This window comes from Streptomyces sp. Wb2n-11, assembly GCF_001049855.1.
GTDB lineage: Bacteria > Actinomycetota > Actinomycetes > Streptomycetales > Streptomycetaceae > Streptomyces > Streptomyces altiplanensis.
Window position 1 is genome coordinate 3,322,104 of record NZ_CVPB01000001.1, and the last position, 17,352, is coordinate 3,339,455.

General features: G+C 72.6%; 14 protein-coding genes and 1 pseudogene. 6 read left to right on the forward strand and 9 right to left on the reverse strand.

Annotation, left to right across the window (positions count from 1 at the left end; translation table 11 throughout):
• Positions 1–27: 27 nt before the first annotated feature.
• The 3 genes from BN1555_RS15080 to BN1555_RS15090 form a co-directional block, all read right to left on the reverse strand.
• Entirely contained in the window at positions 28–2,466 is a 2,439-nt protein-coding gene (locus tag BN1555_RS15080; RefSeq protein ID WP_093799864.1) for a dolichyl-phosphate beta-glucosyltransferase, read from the reverse strand.
• Complete coding sequence (locus tag BN1555_RS15085) at positions 2,463–3,224, reverse strand: GntR family transcriptional regulator (RefSeq protein WP_093799865.1); 762 nt, start codon at positions 3,222–3,224, stop codon at positions 2,463–2,465. Before BN1555_RS15085 ends, BN1555_RS15080 begins: the two co-directional genes overlap by 4 nt.
• A 140-nt stretch (positions 3,225–3,364) precedes the next feature.
• Positions 3,365–4,762, reverse strand: a complete 1,398-nt coding sequence (locus tag BN1555_RS15090) for an aspartate aminotransferase family protein (protein ID WP_093799866.1) — start codon at positions 4,760–4,762, stop codon at positions 3,365–3,367.
• A gap of 160 nt (positions 4,763–4,922) precedes the next feature.
• Between BN1555_RS15090 and BN1555_RS15095 the strand changes: the two genes are divergently transcribed.
• The 3 genes from BN1555_RS15095 (at position 4,923) to BN1555_RS15105 (ending at position 7,862) form a co-directional block, all read left to right on the forward strand.
• Positions 4,923–5,522, forward strand: coding sequence for a DJ-1/PfpI family protein (locus BN1555_RS15095; protein WP_093799867.1), 600 nt, complete (start codon positions 4,923–4,925; stop codon positions 5,520–5,522).
• Entirely contained in the window at positions 5,519–5,986 is a 468-nt protein-coding gene (locus BN1555_RS15100; RefSeq protein WP_093799868.1) for a MarR family winged helix-turn-helix transcriptional regulator, read from the forward strand. The genes BN1555_RS15095 and BN1555_RS15100 overlap by 4 nt, the downstream gene beginning before the upstream one ends.
• Positions 5,987–6,068: 82 nt before the next feature.
• Entirely contained in the window at positions 6,069–7,862 is a 1,794-nt protein-coding gene (locus BN1555_RS15105; RefSeq protein ID WP_093799869.1) for a serine/threonine-protein kinase, read from the forward strand.
• An 86-nt stretch (positions 7,863–7,948) separates the two neighbouring features.
• Here the strand turns inward: BN1555_RS15105 and BN1555_RS15110 are convergent, their stop codons facing one another.
• The gene (locus tag BN1555_RS15110; RefSeq protein ID WP_093799870.1) at positions 7,949–9,232 is read right to left on the reverse strand and encodes an adenylosuccinate synthase; all 1,284 of its coding nucleotides are present in this window, start codon (positions 9,230–9,232) and stop codon (positions 7,949–7,951) included.
• Between the two features lie 165 nt (positions 9,233–9,397).
• Here BN1555_RS15110 and BN1555_RS15115 point away from each other — a divergent pair, with 165 nt between their 5' ends.
• The gene (locus tag BN1555_RS15115; RefSeq protein ID WP_093799871.1) at positions 9,398–10,213 is read left to right on the forward strand and encodes a diacylglycerol kinase family protein; all 816 of its coding nucleotides are present in this window, start codon (positions 9,398–9,400) and stop codon (positions 10,211–10,213) included.
• A 22-nt stretch (positions 10,214–10,235) separates the two neighbouring features.
• On the opposite strand, the gene BN1555_RS15120 is transcribed toward BN1555_RS15115, so the two are convergent.
• The gene (locus tag BN1555_RS15120; protein ID WP_093799872.1) at positions 10,236–10,739 is read right to left on the reverse strand and encodes a GbsR/MarR family transcriptional regulator; all 504 of its coding nucleotides are present in this window, start codon (positions 10,737–10,739) and stop codon (positions 10,236–10,238) included.
• A gap of 91 nt (positions 10,740–10,830) precedes the next feature.
• Here BN1555_RS15120 and BN1555_RS15125 point away from each other — a divergent pair, with 91 nt between their 5' ends.
• Both BN1555_RS15125 and BN1555_RS15130 read left to right on the forward strand, forming a co-directional pair.
• Complete coding sequence (locus BN1555_RS15125) at positions 10,831–11,730, forward strand: ABC transporter ATP-binding protein (RefSeq protein WP_093799873.1); 900 nt, start codon at positions 10,831–10,833, stop codon at positions 11,728–11,730.
• A gap of 113 nt (positions 11,731–11,843) precedes the next feature.
• Positions 11,844–13,358, forward strand: coding sequence for an ABC transporter permease (locus BN1555_RS15130; RefSeq protein ID WP_255306417.1), 1,515 nt, complete (start codon positions 11,844–11,846; stop codon positions 13,356–13,358).
• Between the two features lie 18 nt (positions 13,359–13,376).
• Here the strand turns inward: BN1555_RS15130 and BN1555_RS15135 are convergent, their stop codons facing one another.
• The 4 genes and pseudogenes from BN1555_RS15135 to BN1555_RS15150 form a co-directional block, all read right to left on the reverse strand.
• On the reverse strand, positions 13,377–14,588 hold the full coding sequence (locus BN1555_RS15135; RefSeq protein WP_093799875.1) for a cytochrome P450: 1,212 nt from the start codon (positions 14,586–14,588) through the stop codon (positions 13,377–13,379).
• Positions 14,589–14,597: 9 nt separating this feature from the next.
• Positions 14,598–15,201: pseudogene (locus tag BN1555_RS15140) on the reverse strand (Uma2 family endonuclease).
• Between the two features lie 90 nt (positions 15,202–15,291).
• The gene (locus BN1555_RS15145) at positions 15,292–15,951 is read right to left on the reverse strand and encodes a response regulator (RefSeq protein WP_093799876.1); all 660 of its coding nucleotides are present in this window, start codon (positions 15,949–15,951) and stop codon (positions 15,292–15,294) included.
• The gene (locus BN1555_RS15150; protein ID WP_093799877.1) at positions 15,948–17,267 is read right to left on the reverse strand and encodes a sensor histidine kinase; all 1,320 of its coding nucleotides are present in this window, start codon (positions 17,265–17,267) and stop codon (positions 15,948–15,950) included. The genes BN1555_RS15145 and BN1555_RS15150 overlap by 4 nt, the downstream gene beginning before the upstream one ends.
• Positions 17,268–17,352: the final 85 nt, after the last annotated feature.

Here is a 17,352-nt window from a genome sequence, read left to right on the forward strand (position 1 = left end):
CACAGTTGGCGGGTCGCCCCAGTCTGTTCACTCCCGGCCGCCCACGTCCCAGATCCAGGCCCCTCCCACGTACCGGCTCTCCTTGCCGAGCAGCCGCGACACCGCGTCGCGCAGCGCCGGAGCGTTGTCCTGCGGTGCGAGTACGACCACTCCCGCCCGCCAGAACTCCAGGTCCGCGCGCGCCCGGTCCCGCCATTCGGGGCCGATGCCGGGGACCGCGCCGCCGTAGCGGATGTCGCGCAGGAGGTTGGAGGTGTGGCGCGGGGGCGCGCCGTAGATGCCGATGCGCTCCGGGCCCCACGGACCGTTGAAGTAGCCGCCGGCGACCGCGAAGCGGGGTGCGGTGGCGGACTGCCAGTGCAGTGCCTCCGCGTTGCCGGGGTCCGGGAGCGGCACGGGGACCACCGATTCGCCCTCGGCGACGTACGGCTTCCACAGGCCGTCCGCGAGGAACGCCGGCACCTCGGGACGGTCCCGCACCGGCATCGGCGTCGGGACGATCGGCACGAGCGCGAGGGCGAGGGCCGTCAGGCCGAGGGTGCGGGGCGGGCCGGCGGGGAAGGCGCGGACGCGGTCCGCCGCCAGCGCCACCAGGATGCCCAGCACCGGGGCGCAGATCATCGCCACCCGCGATTCGATGACCGACTCGAAGAGCGGCTGGTGGGCGAGCGCCCGCCACGGTCCCGGCAGGATCACCTCGGTGTGCGGGACGCGGAACCTGGGGCCGAGGGAGAGCAGTGCCGCGGCGAGACCGGTGAAGGTGAGCGCCTTGACCAGCGGGAGCCGCCACAGGCTCAGCGCGACGGCGGAGGCGAGACCGGCCAGTGGCCAGCCGTAGAAGGCGTTCTGCTCGGTGCGGTTCATGGCGAGCGGATCGGCCCGCGCCTCGTCGCCCAGCAGCGCGCGGCCGGAGAACTCCAGGAAGGCGCGCGGGCTGTTGCCGGCGTTGTCGCCGTGCAGCACGCTGTGGTAGCTCTGCGGCCCGAAGAACTGCCAGTACAGCGGGAAGGCGACCAGCGGCAGGCAGACCGCGAGCGCCACCCCGGCCCCCCGGAGCAGCGGGCGCCACGCCGCACGCGCCGCGTCCCGGTGCGCGAGGGCGTACGAGAGCGCGAAGAGCAGCATGCCCATGGCGGCGAGGAGGAGCGGCTCCTCGCCGAGGAAGATCTGGTACGTCGTGAACAGCCCCAGCAGCGCCCCGTCGCGCACGACCCTCGCCGGCCTGTCCGGGTCGCACAGGCGCAGGGCCCGGTCGATGATCACCGGGACCATGAAGAGCACCGCGAAGTTGGGGTGGGCGTTGGCGTGCGAGATCATCGGCGGCGCGAAGGCGCACAGCGCGGCGCCGGTGGCGGCCGCCCAGCGGCTGCGCACGAGCCGCTTCGCGATCAGCCAGTACCAGGCGACGGCGGTCGCGGCCAGGCCGACGGTCAGGACGAGCGCCCAGGTCACGGTGGGCCCGAAGGCGAGGGTGACGGGGATGAGCGGCACGGACAGGCCCAGCATGACGGTGTTCGCCATGAGGTTCACGCCGTCGGGGTAGTTCTGCGCCGTCGTGAAGAGCGGGTTGCGCAAGTGGGTGACGTTGTCGGCGGTGACGGCGAAGAACCACTCCCACTGGTTCTGGTCCTGCCCGGAGTCGGCGAGGTAGCGGTGGTCCAGGTCCGCCCAGAGGCCCTTGTAGAGCAGCACGGAGGCGAGGAGGAAGAGCGCGGTGACGGTGAGGTCGACGGGCCGTACGCACCGTGCCTTCAGCCGCGCCAGTTCGAGGAGCACCTTGCCGTAGTCGGCGGGCCTGACCTTGGAGCCCTCCTGGTGCGCCCAGCGGACCGGTACCTCGGCGACCCGCCATCCCGCCCGCCGGAAGAACTGCAGGATCTCCACGTCCGTCCCCCATCCGTCGAGGCGGGCGTCGGCGAAGGCGGTGCGCGCCTTGTCGCCGTCGAAGAGCTTGAAGCCGCACTGGGTGTCCCGTATGCCGGGCACGGCGACGGCCCGTATGAGCCGGTTGCCCATCCTGCCGAGCCACTCGCGGAGGCGCCGCTGGTGTATGTCGATGGTGGAGTCGGGGTGCGCGCGCGAGCCGATGGCGGCGGCGAGCCCGCCGTCGTACTCGGACATCCGCTTGTCGAGGCGGTCGAGTTCGTCGATCGGGGTGGCCAGGTCGGCGTCCGTCACGAGCACCCTGGCTCCGCGCGAGGCGAGGACGCCGCGCCGCAGGGCGTGCCCCTTGCCCCGGTTGCCGGTCTCGTCGGCCTCGACCAGCAGGATGCGCGGCTCCCGGGCGGCGGCGGCCCGTACCGCGTCGGCCGTGCCGTCCGTGGAGCCGTCGTCGACGACGATCAGCTCCCAGCCGCCCCAGCGGCCCGGGTCCGCGCGCAGGTGGGCGCAGATCGCGTCCAGGGTGGGGCCCAGGCGCCGTTCCTCGTTGTACGCGGGGACGACGACCGTCAGGTCGGCTCTCACTGTCGCGGACGCTCCAGCCGCTCGCCGTTCTGGCCGTGTTCGCCACTGCTTTCACTGCTTTCACTGCTGTCGCTGCCGCCGCACTCGCCGCCCTCAAGGCCTTCGGCCCACGCCAGCAACTTCGCGTGGTACGCCCCGATGACCGCCCGTACCGCCTCGACGTCCCCCCGCGTCACCGCGTCCACGACGTCCGAGTGGCCGTTCCACATCCGGGTCCTGAGGTCCGGGTCGCCCCGCAGGTGCGGGACGGAGAAGACCCAGCAGCGCAGCCGCAACTGGTGCAGGAACCCCGAGATGTGCGGGTTCTCGACGAGGACGCCGAGCTCGCGCCAGAAGCGCAGGTCGTACCCGATGAATATGTCCAGGTCCCCGGCGCGGGCCGCCCGCGCCGCCTCGTCCGCCCTGCGCCGTATGGCCATGAGCACGCTGACGCCCGTGACGCTCCCGCCGCTCTCGGCGAGCTTGCGGAAGACGCCGTCGGCGATCAGGGAACGCGCCTCGACCATGCCCCGGAAGTCCCCCACCGAGATCTCGCGGACGCGGAAGCCGCGGTGCTGGTCGGAGTCGAGCAGACTCTGCGCCGCCAGGTCGACGAGCGCTTCCCTGACGGGTGTCGCGGAGACCCCGTACTGGTCGGCGATCTGCTTGACGGTGAATTCCTGCCCCGGCCGCAGGCGCCCCGCGAGCACCTCGTCACGCAGCGCGTCGGCTATCTGCTGCCGCAGGGTATTGCGGGTCACAGGTCCGCTCGCGGGCATGGCGTCTTTCCCCTTCGTTCTGGCTCCGGACACCATAGGCGGTGCCGCCGGGAGCCCGTCGGAGGGCCGTGAGGGGCAGCACGGCGGTGCCCCCTCCGCGCGGGCGGGACGCGTGAAGGGGGCGCCGTGGGGGCGGGGCGTCAGGCGGTGGTGTGTTCGTCCGCCGCCGACAGGGCGATGTCCAGGACCGCCAGGCCCTCCTTCGCCTCCGCCTCGGTGATGTTGCACGGCGGGACGACGTGCGTGCGGTTCATGTTGATGAAGGGCCACAGGCCGTTCTTCCTGCAGACCGCGCCGAACGCCGCCATCGGGGCGTTGGCCTCGCCGGACGCGTTGTACGGGACGAGCGGTTCGCGGGTCTCGCGGTTCCTGACCAGGTCGAGGGCCCAGAACATGCCCGTACCGCGGATCTCGCCGACGCTCGGGTGGCGCTCCGCCAGCTCGCGCAGCCCCGGGGCGATCACCGTCTCGCCGATGTGCGCCGCGTTCTCGACGACGTGCTCCTCCTCCATCACCCGGAGGGTGGCGACGGCGGCCGCGCAGGCCAGCGGGTGGCCGGAGTAGGTGAGGCCGCCGGGGTAGGGGCGCTTCTCGAAGGTCTCGGCGATCTCGGCGGAGATCGCCACGCCGCCCAGCGGCACGTAACCCGAGTTGACGCCCTTCGCGAAGGTCATCAGGTCCGGTACGACGTCGAAGTGCTCGGACGCGAACCACTTGCCCGTACGGCCGAAGCCCGCCATGACCTCGTCGAGGACGAAGACGATGCCGTACCGGTCGCAGATCTCGCGTACGCCCGCCAGGTAGCCGGGCGGCGGCGTCATGATGCCGGCCGTGCCCGGGATCGTCTCCAGCACGATCGCGGCGATCGCGGCCGGGCCCTCGAAGGTGATGGTGTCTTCCAGGTGCTGGAGCGCGCGGGCGCACTCCTCGGCCTCGGTCTCGGCGTAGAAGGGCGAGCGGTACAGGAACGGCGCCCAGAAGTGGACGGCGCCCGACGTGCCGTTGTCGGAGGCCCAGCGGCGCGGGTCGCCGGTCAGGTTGATCGCGGTGGTCGTACCGCCGTGGTACGAGCGGTAGGCGGCCAGCACCTTGTGGCGGCCCGTGTGCAGACGGGCCATGCGGACGGCGTTCTCGATGGCCTCGGCGCCGCCGTTGGTGAAGAAGATCTTGTCGAGGTCGCCGGGGGTGCGCTCGGCGATGAGGCGTGCGGCCTCGGAGCGCGCTTCGACGGCGAAGGCGGGCGCGAAGGTGGAGAGGGTCGCGGCCTGCTCCTGGATCGCCGCGACGACCTTCGGGTGCTGGTAGCCGATGTTGGTGAAGACGAGGCCGCTGGCGAAGTCGAGGTAGCGGTTGCCCTCGTAGTCCCAGAAGTACGAGCCCTCGGCGCCGGCGACGGCGAGCGGATCGATCAGGCCCTGGGCGGACCAGGAGTGGAACACGTGGGCGCGGTCCGCGGCCTTCACGGCCGCGCCGGCCTCGGGGCCTCCCCCGCTCGAACGGAGTCGGGAGCTCGGGGAGGGTTCGACATGAGGGGTCATGGGCCCAGGGTAGGGACGCGCGGGCGGGACACGACATGGCCACCTTGTATGGACTGCGCCACTTTGGTGGGCAGGGTGTCGATGCCCTCCGAGCACTCTCGACAGGATGCTGTCTATTCGACAGCATACTGTCATAGGATTTCGAGCCGGGGAGACCGTCATGACAGACAAGACCGTGCACCTCGCCGTCTACGACACCTTCGCCGACTGGGAGACGGGCCACACCACCGCCCACCTCGCGCAGAACGGCCGCACCGTCAAGACCGTCGCCGCGACCGCCGGTCCCGTCACGACCATGGGCGGCCTGCGCATCCAGCCCGACCTCACCCTCGACGACGTACGCCCCGAGGACAGCGCCCTGCTCGTCCTCACCGGCGCCGGGCTCTGGGACGCTTCCGACGACCTCGCCCCCTTCGCCCGCACGGCGCGCGCGTTCCTCGACGCGGGCGTGCCGGTCGCCGCGATCTGCGGGGCCACGGCCGGGCTGGCGCGCGAGGGACTGCTCGACGACCGCGCGCACACCAGCGCCGCCTCCTTCTACCTCGCCGCGACCGGCTACCAGGGCGGCGAGCACTACCGCGAGGCGGACGCCGTCACCGACGAGGACGGCCTCCTGATCACCGCGGGGCCGACCGAGCCGGTCGCGTTCGCGCGCGAGGTCCTCTCCCGCCTCGGCGTGTACGAGGGCGAGAAGCTCGACGCCTGGTACCGGCTGTTCCACGACTCGGACGCGTCCGCCTTCGAGGTGCTGGAGTCATGAGCGGCACACCGGAGCAGGCGCTGCTGAGCCGTACCGCGCTCGGCGTCTTCCGTCTGAACGGCCAGTTCCTCGCCGTCTCCGAGGACCTGGCCCGCCCGGCCGGGCTGACCGCCGCCTGGTGGCAGGTCATCGGCGCCGTCCTGCACGAGCCCCTGCCCGTCGCCGGGATCGCCCGCGCCATGGGGACCACCCGCCAGAGCGTGCAGCGCATCGCCGACCTCCTCGTGACGAAGGGCCTCGCGGAGTACGCTCCCAACCCCGCCCACCGCCGGGCCAAGCTCCTGCGGCCCACCCCGGCCGGCCGGGACGCCGTACGGGAGATCGAGCCGGGACACGCGGCGCTCGCGGCGCGGCTCGGGGCGGAGCTGGGGAAGGAGGCGTTCGCCGAGACGGTACGGGTGCTGGAGCGGCTCTCCAAGGCGCTGGAAGCGGTCGCGGAGCCTGCGCGCGCCCCGGAACCGTAGGGCGCCCGGAGCCTGTCGTTGTCGTACCGGCGCACTATTCTCGGTTCGTCGGGGGACGTTTCGGGGGAGGGGTGACGCCGCCATGGAGAAGCTGGGGCCTGGCGATCCGCAACGGATCGGCGCCTACCGGCTGTTGGCGCGGCTGGGCGCGGGCGGGATGGGGCAGGTCTACCTGGCCCGATCCGACCGCGGCCGTACGGTCGCGGTCAAGCTGGTACGTCAGGAACTCGCCGAGCAGGAGGAGTTCCGCGCCCGCTTCCGCCACGAGGTGGCGGCGGCGAGGCGGATCGGGGGGCGGTGGACGGCGGCGGTTCTCGACGCCGACACGGAGGCGGTGGTTCCGTGGGTCGCCACGGGGTACGTCGCGGGGCCGGACCTCCAGGCGGTCGTCTCCGGGGAGGCCGCCGGCCACGGCCCGCTGCCGGAGCGGTCCGTCCACATCCTGGGGGCCGGCCTCGCGCACGCGCTCCGGGACATCCACGCGGCCGGTCTCATCCACCGCGACCTCAAGCCGTCCAACATCCTCGTCACCATCGACGGCCCCCGCGTCATCGACTTCGGCATCGCGCGCGCCCTGGAAACGACCACGACCACCGCCGCCCTGACCAGGGCCGGCGCCCTGGTCGGCTCCCCCGGCTTCATGGCGCCGGAGCAGGTCCGCGGCGAGCCGATCACCCCGTCGTGCGACATCTTCTGCCTGGGTTCGGTACTGGCGTACGCGGCGACGGGCCGTCTCCCGTTCGGCACGGCCGACAGCGGCGTCCACGCGCTGATGTACCGCATCGCGACCGAACCGCCGGCGCTGGACCAGGTCCCGGAGGGCCTCCAGGACCTGATCCGGGCCTGCCTGCACAAGGACCCCGCCGCGCGCCCCACCCTCGCCCACATCCTGGAGCGCACCCGGGGCGGCGGCGACGGCGAGCCCTGGCTCCCGGCGGCCCTGGTGGCCCACCTCGGCCGCCACGCCACGCAGCTCCTGGACGTCGAGAACCCGGCCGACGCCATCACGCCCCCGGGGGCGGCGGCCCCGGGGCCGCCCGGAGCCCCGGGCCCCGCGGACCACGGTGGCGACCCCGGAGCCCCCGCGCCGCACGCGATACCGACCCTCGTCGCGCCGTCCGCCCCCGCGCCGCCCTCGCCGTACGCCCGGGCCCAGCCGCAGCCGCACCGCACGCCGCCGCACCCCGCGCCCCCGCCGCACCGCACGCCGCCGCACACACCGCCCGGCGGTTACGGCTACCCCGCGCCGCAGTACCCCTACCAGCCGCCGGCCCCCGAACCGCCGCCCCGCAGCGGGCGTGCGACCGCCGCGTTGATCGCCGTGGCGCTGGTCGTCGCGCTCGGTGCGGGCGGTTCCGTGTACGCCTTCATGAACGCGGGGGACGGGAAACAGCACACCACGCACTCGGACACCCCCACCGACGGATCCACGGCGTCCGCGCGGGGGCAGAAGACACCCGCGCCCGCCCCCTCGGCCGACACGTCTCCCTCTCCCTCCCCCTCCGCCGCCCGGGACGGCTCCGTACCCGCCGGGTACCTCGGCACCTGGGTCAGCGGCCTCGACAACGGAGCGGGGCACAACACGCGGCGCCTCGTCATCCGGCAGGGAGAGGTGGGCGACCCCGTCCTCACCCTCACGGCGGACGGCCCGGCCGAGGGCGGCGGTACCTACCACTGCGTCTTCGAGGCGGAGCTGGCCGCCGCTCCGAGCGACGGCCAGCCCCTGCGCATCGGCCCGTCCCGCATCACCGCCGGCGAGCCGATGAGCTCCTGCACACCGGGCGCCGCGACCGAGGTGACGCTGCTCTCCGACGGCCGGCTCCGCCGGGTGAACACCGCCGGCGGTGAGTCCCTCACGTACACGAAGCCGGACTGACGGGGCCCGCACCGCCCGGACACGGCGCGGGGCCCCGGCGTGAGAAACACGCCGGGGCCCCGCGTCGTACCGCTCGCTCCGTCGGATCAGATGAACGAGTTGATCTCGATCGTCTCGGTGCGGCCGGGGCCGACACCGATGGCCGAGATCGGCGCGCCCGACATCTCCTCCAGCGCCTTCACGTACGCCTTCGCGTTCTTCGGAAGGTCGTCGAAGGTCTTCGCCTTGGTGATGTCCTCGGACCAGCCCGGCAGCGTCTCGTAGACCGGCTTCGCGTGGTGGAAGTCGGTCTGGCTGTACGGGAGCTCCTCGACGCGCTTGCCGTCGATCTCGTACGCCACGCACACCGGGATCTGCTCCCAGCCGGTCAGCACGTCCAGCTTCGTGAGGAAGAAGTCCGTCAGACCGTTGACCCGCGTCGCGTACCGCGCGATCGGGGCGTCGAACCAGCCGCAGCGGCGGTCGCGGCCGGTGGTGACACCGCGCTCGCCACCGATGCGGCGCAGCGCCTCGCCGTCCTCGTCGAACAGCTCCGTCGGGAACGGACCGGCGCCGACGCGCGTGGTGTACGCCTTGAGGATGCCGATGACCCGGCTGATCTTCGTCGGTCCCACGCCCGTACCCGTGCAGGCGCCGCCCGCGGTCGGGTTCGACGACGTCACGAAGGGGTACGTGCCGTGGTCGACGTCGAGCAGCGTGCCCTGGCCGCCCTCGAAGAGGACGACCTTGTCCTCGTCGAGCGCGTTGTTGAGGATCAGCGTCGTGTCGGCGACGTACTGCTTGATGTTCTCACCGTGCGTCAGCAGCTCTTCGACGATCTGCCCGGCCTCGATCGCGCGGCGGTTGTACAGCTTCGTGAGCAGCTGGTTCTTGATCTCCAGAGCCGCCTCGACCTTTTGGGTCAGGATCGACTCGTCGTAGAGGTCCTGCACGCGGATGCCGGTGCGGTTGATCTTGTCCGCGTACGTCGGGCCGATACCGCGGCCCGTGGTGCCGATCTTGCGCTTGCCGAGGAAGCGTTCCGTCACCTTGTCGACCGTGACGTTGTACGTCGTGATGACGTGGGCGTTGCCGCTGATCAGGAGCTTGGACGTGTCGACGCCTCGCTCGTTCAGACCGCTCAGCTCGGAGAGCAGGACCGACGGGTCGATGACGACGCCGTTACCGATGACCGGCGTGCACTCAGGTGAGAGGATTCCGGAAGGGAGGAGATGCAGCGCGTACTTCTGGTCGCCGACGACGACCGTGTGGCCGGCGTTGTTGCCGCCCTGATAGCGCACTACATAGTCAACGGACCCACCGAGCAGGTCGGTGGCCTTTCCCTTGCCTTCGTCACCCCACTGAGCACCGAGCAGCACAAGTGCGGGCACAGGCGTACACCCCTTCCGGGCGGGGCATGTCCAAGGTCAGGGGGCGCACGTACGGCGTACGCCCGATACTGAGCCGTCGGACCGGTTGCCCCGGAATAGACGAAGCCCCTGGCGCAATAGCGCAAGGGGCTCTTGCACAAAGATGCTACCCGAGGAAGGACCGAGGTGTCGGCTCCGGAGCCCACCGCGCGCACCGCGCATCCGCTGCTGGTGGTCATCGACCCGGTCGCCCGGCGTACGGACGGCGAATCCGTGCGCATCGCGAAGGACGTCCTGTGCGCCGGCGCCGACGTCAGGATCTGCCTTCCCGAGGGGCCGGAGGAGTTCGCGCGGGCCCTGGCACGGCGAGGCGGCCGCCGCCCCGTGGTCGTCGGCGACGACCGGGCGCTGCTGCGCGCGGTGGCGCTGCTGCACCGGGAGAGGGATCTCGGCGACGGGGCGCTGGCGCTGGTCCCGGTGGGGGCCTCGGTGCACCTCGCGCATGCGCTGGGGGTGCCGAAGGGGGCGGTGGCGGCGGCCCGTGCGGTCCTGGAAGGGGCGGTGCGCCGGCTGGACCTTCTGGTGGACGACAGCGACGGGGTGGTGCTGGGCGATCTGCGGATCCCGGCCGCGCCGTCGCCCGTGGCCTCCGCCGTGTCCGTCTGGGGGACGTGCCGTTCGCTGGTGCGCACGCTGGTGCGGCCCGCGCCGCGGCCCGCGCCGCCCCCTGCCCGCGCGTACCGGCTGCGCGTCGAGGCGGACGGGGTCCTGCTGAACGACCTGGACCGGCCGGTCGAGGACGTCTCGCTGTGCTCGCGCGGCGGCCGCGCCGAGGTGGTGATCCGCCCGCAGGGCGGTGAGCAGGTGCGGGTGGAGGCGCTCGCGGTGACGGTGTCGGGGCCGGACTTCCGGTACCGGGCCGACGCGCTGGTGTCGGGCCCGGTCCGGCGGCGGACGTGGACGGTGCGGCCGGGGGCGTGGTCGCTGCTGCTGCCGGCCTGACGGCGGCCGCGGGGCCGGGCCCTCACCCGAGGTCCAGGGTGGCCCGGTGCTCCTTCCAGCGTTCCATCACCTGGTGCAGTTCCTGCTGCAGGAACGCGAAGAACGCCGCCGTCTCGGCCGCCCGCGCGCCCGCCGGCGTGTCCGGGCCCAGCGTCTGGGCGCCGTCCCGCAGGACCTTCTCCCAGCGGCCCAGGACCCGGTCGCGCTGGGTGAAGGTCTCGTACCAGAGCTCGTTGTGCAGCACGTAGCGGTCGCGGCGCGAGCCCGGGTCGCGCTCCCTGCTGACCATGTTGACCTGGGAGAGGTAGCGGACCGCGCCGGAGACGGCGGCCGGGCTGATCCGGAGCTGCTCGGCGAGCTCCGCCGAGGTCAGACTGGCGGTCTCGGACGCGAGCAGCGCCGCGAAGACGCGGGACGCCATGCGCTGGATACCGGCTTCGGTCATCTCCGACGCGAAACGCTCCACGAAGCGCGACACGGCTTCTTCGTCCGGACCCGTCGCCGATCCGGCTCTCTCACTGCTCATCGGCTCATCGTCTCCCCTGCTCGACCGCGCAGTTGAGTTTATACGCTTCCTTGACTTCACAAATTTGTGAAATCCTCGTACGTTCGGATCCATGACAAAGGCAATCACCGTCGCCGGACTGCACAAGTCGTTCGGTGGGACGCACGCACTGGACGGTCTCGACCTCACCGTCGAGAAAGGTGAGGTGCACGGCTTCCTCGGCCCCAACGGCGCCGGGAAGTCCACCACCATCCGGATCCTCCTCGGCCTGCTGCGCGCCGACTCCGGCGCCGCGCAGCTGCTCGGCCGCGACCCGTGGAAGGACGCCGTCGAACTGCACCGGCACGTCGCCCACGTCCCGGGCGACGTGACGCTGTGGCGGAACCTGAGCGGCGGCGAGGTCATCGACCTGTACGGCAGGCTGCGCGGCGGACTCGACGGGGCGAGGCGGGCGGACCTCGTCGAGCGGTTCGAACTCGACCCCACCAAGAAGGGGCGTACGTACTCCAAGGGCAACCGGCAGAAGGTCGCCCTCGTCGCCGCCTTCGCGTCCGACGTCGACCTGCTGATCCTCGACGAGCCGACGTCCGGCCTCGACCCGCTGATGGAGGAGGTCTTCCAGCAGTGCGTACGGGAGGAACGCGACCGGGGCCGGACCGTCCTGCTGTCGTCGCACATCCTCAGCGAGGCCGAGAGCCTCTGCGACCGCGTCAGCATCATCCGGAAGGGCCGGACCGTCGAGACGGGGTCGCTGGCCGAGCTGCGGCACCTGACGCGCACCAGCGTGACGGCGGAGCTGGCCGGGCCGCCGAACGGACTGGCCCACCTGCCGGGGGTGCACGACCTGGACGTCCGGGGCAACCACGTGAAACTCCAGGTCGAGGCCGACGGGCTCGACGCCGTGCTCCGCTCGCTGACCGGCTCCGGCGTGCGCTCGCTGACCAGCGCCCCGCCCACCCTGGAGGAGCTCTTCCTCCGCCACTACGCGTCCGAAGGGGCGGTGGCACGGTGACCGCCGTCTCCGCGCCCGCGCCCGCCCCCTCATCCGCCGCACGGACCGGCGGATCGCGCCGGCTGGCGGGTACGGGAATCCTGTTGCGGCTCGCACTGCGCCGCGACCGGCTCATGGCACCTCTCTGGGTCGCGGCGATCGCCGGCCTGGTCGTCAGTGGTGCGGAGTCCATCGAGAAGTTCTACGGCACGGCCGGCGAGCGGGCCGGTCTGGTCCAGTCGACGGGCGCCAACGGCTCGTTGCGCGCCCTGTACGGTCCGCTCTTCGACGACTCCCTCGGCGCCGTCGTCGCCTGGCGGCTCGGCGGCTTCGCGGCGGTGCTCGCGGCCGTGATGAGCCTGCTCGTCGTGGTCCGGCACACCCGGGAGGAAGAGGAGACGGGCCGTCAGGAGCTCCTCTCCTCGGCCATGGTGGGCCGCCGCGCCCCGCTGATCGCCGCGCTGCTGGCCGCGCTGGTCGCCAACACGGCCCTCGCACTGCTGGTCACCGGCGGTCTGGCCGGGCCCGCCGGGTCGGTGGCCGGGGCCCTCGCGGTGGGGCTGGCCGTGGGCGCGACCGGCATGCTCTTCGCCGCCACGGCGGCGATCGCCGCCCAGCTCACCGAGAGCGCGCGGCTCGCCAGGGGCATGACGGCCGGGGTACTCGGCGCGGCCTTCGTCCTGCGCGCGGCGGGCGACGCGTCGAGCGCCGGCGGTTCCTCGGTCCTGACCTGGCTGTCGCCGCTCGGCTGGGCCCAGAACGTACGGCCGTACGCCGGTGAACGCTGGTGGGCGCTGCTGCTCGTGGTGGTGGCGGCCGTGGTCCAGGGCGCCGCCGCGTACACCCTCGCGGGCCGGCGCGACGTGGGGATGAGCTTCCTGCCGGCTCGCCCCGGCCCGGCCACCGGCTCCCTGTCCACGGCGGGCGGACTCGCCCTGCGCCTCCAGCGGGGCAGCCTGCTGGGCTGGACCGCGGGCTTCGGGCTCGCCGGTCTCGTCCTCGGCGGGATGGCCGAGGGCGCGGCGGACCTGGTCGGCGACAACGAGCAGGCGCGGCAGATCTTCGAGCGGATGGGCGGCCAGACCGGGATGTCGCAGGCGTTCCTCTCCTCGATGACCGGCATCTTCGGGATGGCCGCCGCGCTGTACGCCGTCTCCGGCGTCCTGCGGCTGCACGGCGAGGAGACGTCCCAGCGGGCGGAGCCGGTACTCGCGAACGCGGTGGGGCGGCAGCGCTGGGCGGCGGGCCACCTGGTGGTCGTCTTCGGCGGCGCGGTGGTCGTCATGCTCACCGCCGGCCTGGGTCTGGCCGCCGGTCACGGCAAGGACTTCGGCCCGGTGCTGGGCGCCTCGCTCGCCCAGCTCCCGGCGGTCTGGCTGCTGGGCGGGCTGGCGGTGCTGCTGTACGGGGTGTTCCCGAAGGCGGTGGCGGCGGCCTGGGCGGTGGCGGGCCTGTCGCTGGCGCTCGGCTGGATCGGGCCCGCGCTGGAGCTCCCCCGGCCGGTGATGAACCTGTCGCCGTTCGGCCACCTGCCGAAGCTGCCGGGCACGGCGATGGAGTGGACGCCGGTGGTGGTGCTGACGCTGGGGGCGGTGGCGCTGGTGGGGGCAGGACTCGCGGGTCTGCGCCGCCGCGACCTGCTGACCTGACCGGGGGCCGGGGCCGGGTCAGAGTTCGACGCGCAGCTCCCGCAGCCCGCGGATGACGAACCCCGGCTTCCACCGCGGCTCCTCGGCCAGCCGCATGTCCGGCGCCCCGCGCAGCAACTCGCCGAACGAAGCGGCCAGTTCGAGACGCGCCAGCGGGGCGCCCAGACAGTAGTGGATACCGGCCCCCAGCGACACGTGCGGATTGTCCGTGCGCCCGAGGTCGATCTCATCGGGGTGGTCGAAGGCCGCCGGGTCCCGGTTCGCCGAGCCGAAGAGCAGCGCCACCTCCGAGCCGCGGGGGATCGGCACGCCCCCGACCTCGATGTCGTCGAGCACCCACCGCTCGAAGAGCTGGAGCGGGGTGTCGTAGCGCATCAGCTCCTCCACAGCGGTGGACAGGAGTCCGTGGTCGGCGCGCAGGGCCTCCAGTTGCGCGGGGTGCCGCAACAACGTCCGCCAGCCGTTGGCGGTCGTGTTCACCGTCGCCTCGTGCCCGGCGTTCAGCAGCAGCACGCACGTCGAGATCATCTCCTGCTCGCCGAGCCGGCCGCCGTCCTCGTCGTCGTGCGCGGCGATCAGCGCCGAGACGAGGTCGTGGCCCGGATCCTTGCGGCGTACGGCGATCAACTCCCGCAAGTACGCCGAGAACTCGGCCGACGCCCGGACCGCCCGCCGGGCCGTCTCCTCCGGCGGATTCAGCTCGTACATCCCGCAGATGTCCGCCGACCAGGGCCGCAGGAGCGCACGGTCCGATGCCGGGATGCCGAGCATCTCCGCGATGACGGCGACCGGGAGAGGTTCCGCGACGGCGGACAGCAGGTCCCCGCCGCCCTCCGCGACGAACGCCCCCACCAGCTCCCCCGCCAGCCGCCGCACGGTCGGCGCCAGCCGCTCGACCGTACGCGGCGTGAACGCCTTGGACACGAGGCGCCGGATCCGGGTGTGGTCCGGGGCTTCGAGGTCCAGCAGCCCGTGGTCGTTCAGGACGTGGAACGGCTCGTGGCCGGGCGGCGGCGGCGTGCGCCCGAACTCCTCGTGCGTGAACCGGTGGAGGTACGTACGGCCGAGCCTGCGGTCGCGCAGCAGCGCCGAGACGTCCGCGTGGTGCGGGATCAGCCACTGGCGGGTCGGCCCGTACCAGTGGGCCCGGCCCCGGGCGCGCAGCTCGGCGTAGGCCGGGTAGGGATCGGTGACGAAGGAGGGCGACCAGGGATCGAACGTCTCTGCCATGGGCAGACGCTAGCGGACGTACTTCTTCAGGCGCTCGGTGTCGAGTTCGATGCCGACGGGGTCCGGGGGAGCGACTCTCGCTCCGGACTTCACCGTGTGGTTGTCACGGTAGCCTCCGCCGCCCGGGTCCGGCTCGCTGAACACAGTGACGGTGCACGCGTCACGGTCGATCAATAGGTGGACCGGGATTCCAGCGGCGGCGTAGGCGGGGGGCTTCTCCTGTCGGTCCCGCCGGTCGGTGTCGGAGTCGTACGACGTGATCCCGACCGTCATGAGCACGCCCTCGGGATCACCCCAGTCGCCCTGCCCGTCGAAGTGGTCGACGGGAGCGGGCACTCCGCCGGGACGGGCGCGGTCCTTGCGGTACTCCTCGGCCTTCAAGCCCTGGGTCGGGTTGAGATCCAGATCGGGCCGTGCCTGCATGCACAGGCGTACCAGCCACATGGTGATCGCTCCGTGAGCTCCATCCGTCATCCCTTTGATCCTGATTGATCACGATCCGTCCGTCGACGAGCTCGAACCTGACGGATTCGGTCTCTCTTTCGACGAGTGCGGCGATCCTCTCGAACTCGCCGACCGGCATCTGGACCGTGCGCTCAGCCATGACCGTCATGGCGCACCCCCTTCTGCGCGGACACCAGTGCGGCCAGGCCGAAGCCAGTTCGGCCGGTCTCCCTCCCCGGTCACCCCTGTGAGTGATCGCCTACCCCGGCGTGACCAGCCGCGCCTCGTACGCGAACACCGCCGCCTGGGTGCGGTCCCGCAGCCCCAGCTTCACCAGGACACGGCTCACGTGTGTCTTGATCGTGGACTCGGCCACCACCAGGTGCGACGCGATCTCCGCGTTCGACAGGCCCTGGGCGATCAGGACCAGGACCTCCGTCTCGCGTTCCGTCAGATCGCCGAACTGGGCGAGCGCGGGCGGGCGCGGGGCCTCCGCCAGCTTCGAGAACTCCGAGATCAGACGCTTGGTGACCGCCGGGGCCAGCAGCGCCTCCCCGGCCGCCACCACCCGCACCCCTTCGGCCAGCTGGCGCGCCGAGGCGTCCTTGAGGAGGAAGCCGGACGCGCCGGCCCGCAGCGCCTGGTAGACGTACTCGTCCAGGTCGAACGTCGTCAGGACCAGCACCTTCGCGTCCGCGTCGGCGGCGACGATCTCGCGCGTCGCCTCGATGCCGTTCAGCTCCGGCATGCGGATGTCCATCAGGACGACGTCCGGCCGCAACGCCGCGACCTGCGCGATCGCCTCGCGGCCGTTCACCGCCTCACCGACGACCTCGATCCCCGGCATCGCGTTCAGGAGGACCGTGAAGCCCTCGCGGACCATGACCTGGTCGTCGACGATCAGTACGCGGACGGTCATGACGCCGGCTCCGGCGCGACCTCGGCCGGGGCCGGTGCCACCGGAACGAAGACCGCGACCTCGTAGCCGCCGTCCACCGTCTCCTGCGCCGTCATCTCCCCGTTCAGCATCGACACCCGTTCACGCATCCCCGTGATCCCGTGACCGGCCCCGGGCGACGGCTTGGCCGGCCCCTGCGGCGGTGTGTTCACGATCCGCAGCCCCAGGCCCCCCAGCACGTACGACACCTCCACCTTCGCCGTCGCGCCCGGCGCGTGGCGCAGGGCGTTGCTCAGCGCCTCCTGGATGATCCGGTACGCCGAGAGCTCGACGCCCTGCGGCAGTTCGCGCACCGCGCCCGTGACGGTCTTGTCCACCGTCAGGCCCGCGTCCCGGACGTTGGTGAGCAGCCTGTCGAGGTCGGCCAGTGTCGGCTGCGGAGCGTCCGGCGCCTCGTAGTCCTCCGCCCGTACGACGCCCAGCACGCGCCGCAGCTCGGTCAGCGCCGCCACCGCGTTCTCGCGGATCGTCACGAAGGCCTGCTCCAGCTCGGGCGGCGGGTTCTCGACCCGGTACGGGGCGGCCTCCGCCTGGATCGCGACCACCGACATGTGGTGCGCGACGACGTCGTGCAGTTCGCGGGCGATCGTCGTCCGCTCCTCCAGCAGCGTGCGCCGGTCGCGCTCCACGGCGGTGACGGTCTTCTGGACGGTGACCTCCTCCTTCGCCTCCCTGCGGACGTGCAGCACGGTGACGACGAGCAGCGCGAGTGCGGAGAAGAACAGCATCTGCGGGCTGTCCGTGCCGTAGCCGAAGCCCAGGAACGTCTCGGCGAACAGGGCGTACACCGCCGTGCTCGCCCACATCCAGGCCGCGGTGCGCGGCCGGGTCCTGGCCGCGACCACGACCATCACGCCGATGTGCGCGACGAAGGAGGACGGCGTCCAGGGCCAGCCGCCCCAGGAGTGGCCGAGCGCGCCGACGACGGGTGTGGACAGCAGCGAGACCCACCAGGCACCGGCCGGTCTGACCAGCGTCATCACCAGCGCGGCGGCCGGGATGAAGCCGGACATGGCCGCGGCGAGGGCACTCCCCGCGCTGTCGGCGGCTACGGCGGAGATCAGCATCACGACCATCGCCAGCCCCACCACCACGGCGTGCGGCGTCCAGGCCGCGTACGTGCGTATCCGCTTCGGCAACCGCCGGGTGAGCGGCCCGTCCGTACGCATCGGCAGCAGCGGCCGGTAGGCGAAGGCGTCGTGGATGAGGTCCTGGCGGAGGCCGCTCAGTGCGCCCTGGACCAGGCGGAACTCGGGACTGCGGGTCTTCTCGGTCACGTACGAAACGGTAGGCGCCCGGACGGCCGCGGGCGTCCGCCCCCGTGGGGATCCTCCCGCGTCCGTCCCAGGTACTACGCGCCCC

Bases quoted from the DNA above. Each gene is read 5' to 3' on its own strand.
- BN1555_RS15085 (WP_093799865.1), bottom strand. From the start codon at position 3,224: ATGCCCGCGAGCGGACCTGTGACCCGCAATACCCTGCGGCAGCAGATA.
- BN1555_RS15090 (WP_093799866.1), bottom strand. From the start codon at position 4,762: ATGACCCCTCATGTCGAACCCTCCCCGAGCTCCCGACTCCGTTCGAGC.
- BN1555_RS15095 (WP_093799867.1), top strand. From the start codon at position 4,923: ATGACAGACAAGACCGTGCACCTCGCCGTCTACGACACCTTCGCCGAC.
- BN1555_RS15100 (WP_093799868.1), top strand. From the start codon at position 5,519: ATGAGCGGCACACCGGAGCAGGCGCTGCTGAGCCGTACCGCGCTCGGC.
- BN1555_RS15105 (WP_093799869.1), top strand. From the start codon at position 6,069: ATGGAGAAGCTGGGGCCTGGCGATCCGCAACGGATCGGCGCCTACCGG.
- BN1555_RS15120 (WP_093799872.1), bottom strand. From the start codon at position 10,739: ATGAGCAGTGAGAGAGCCGGATCGGCGACGGGTCCGGACGAAGAAGCC.
- BN1555_RS15125 (WP_093799873.1), top strand. From the start codon at position 10,831: ATGACAAAGGCAATCACCGTCGCCGGACTGCACAAGTCGTTCGGTGGG.
- BN1555_RS15130 (WP_255306417.1), top strand. From the start codon at position 11,844: ATGGCACCTCTCTGGGTCGCGGCGATCGCCGGCCTGGTCGTCAGTGGT.
- BN1555_RS15135 (WP_093799875.1), bottom strand. From the start codon at position 14,588: ATGGCAGAGACGTTCGATCCCTGGTCGCCCTCCTTCGTCACCGATCCC.
- BN1555_RS15145 (WP_093799876.1), bottom strand. From the start codon at position 15,951: ATGACCGTCCGCGTACTGATCGTCGACGACCAGGTCATGGTCCGCGAG.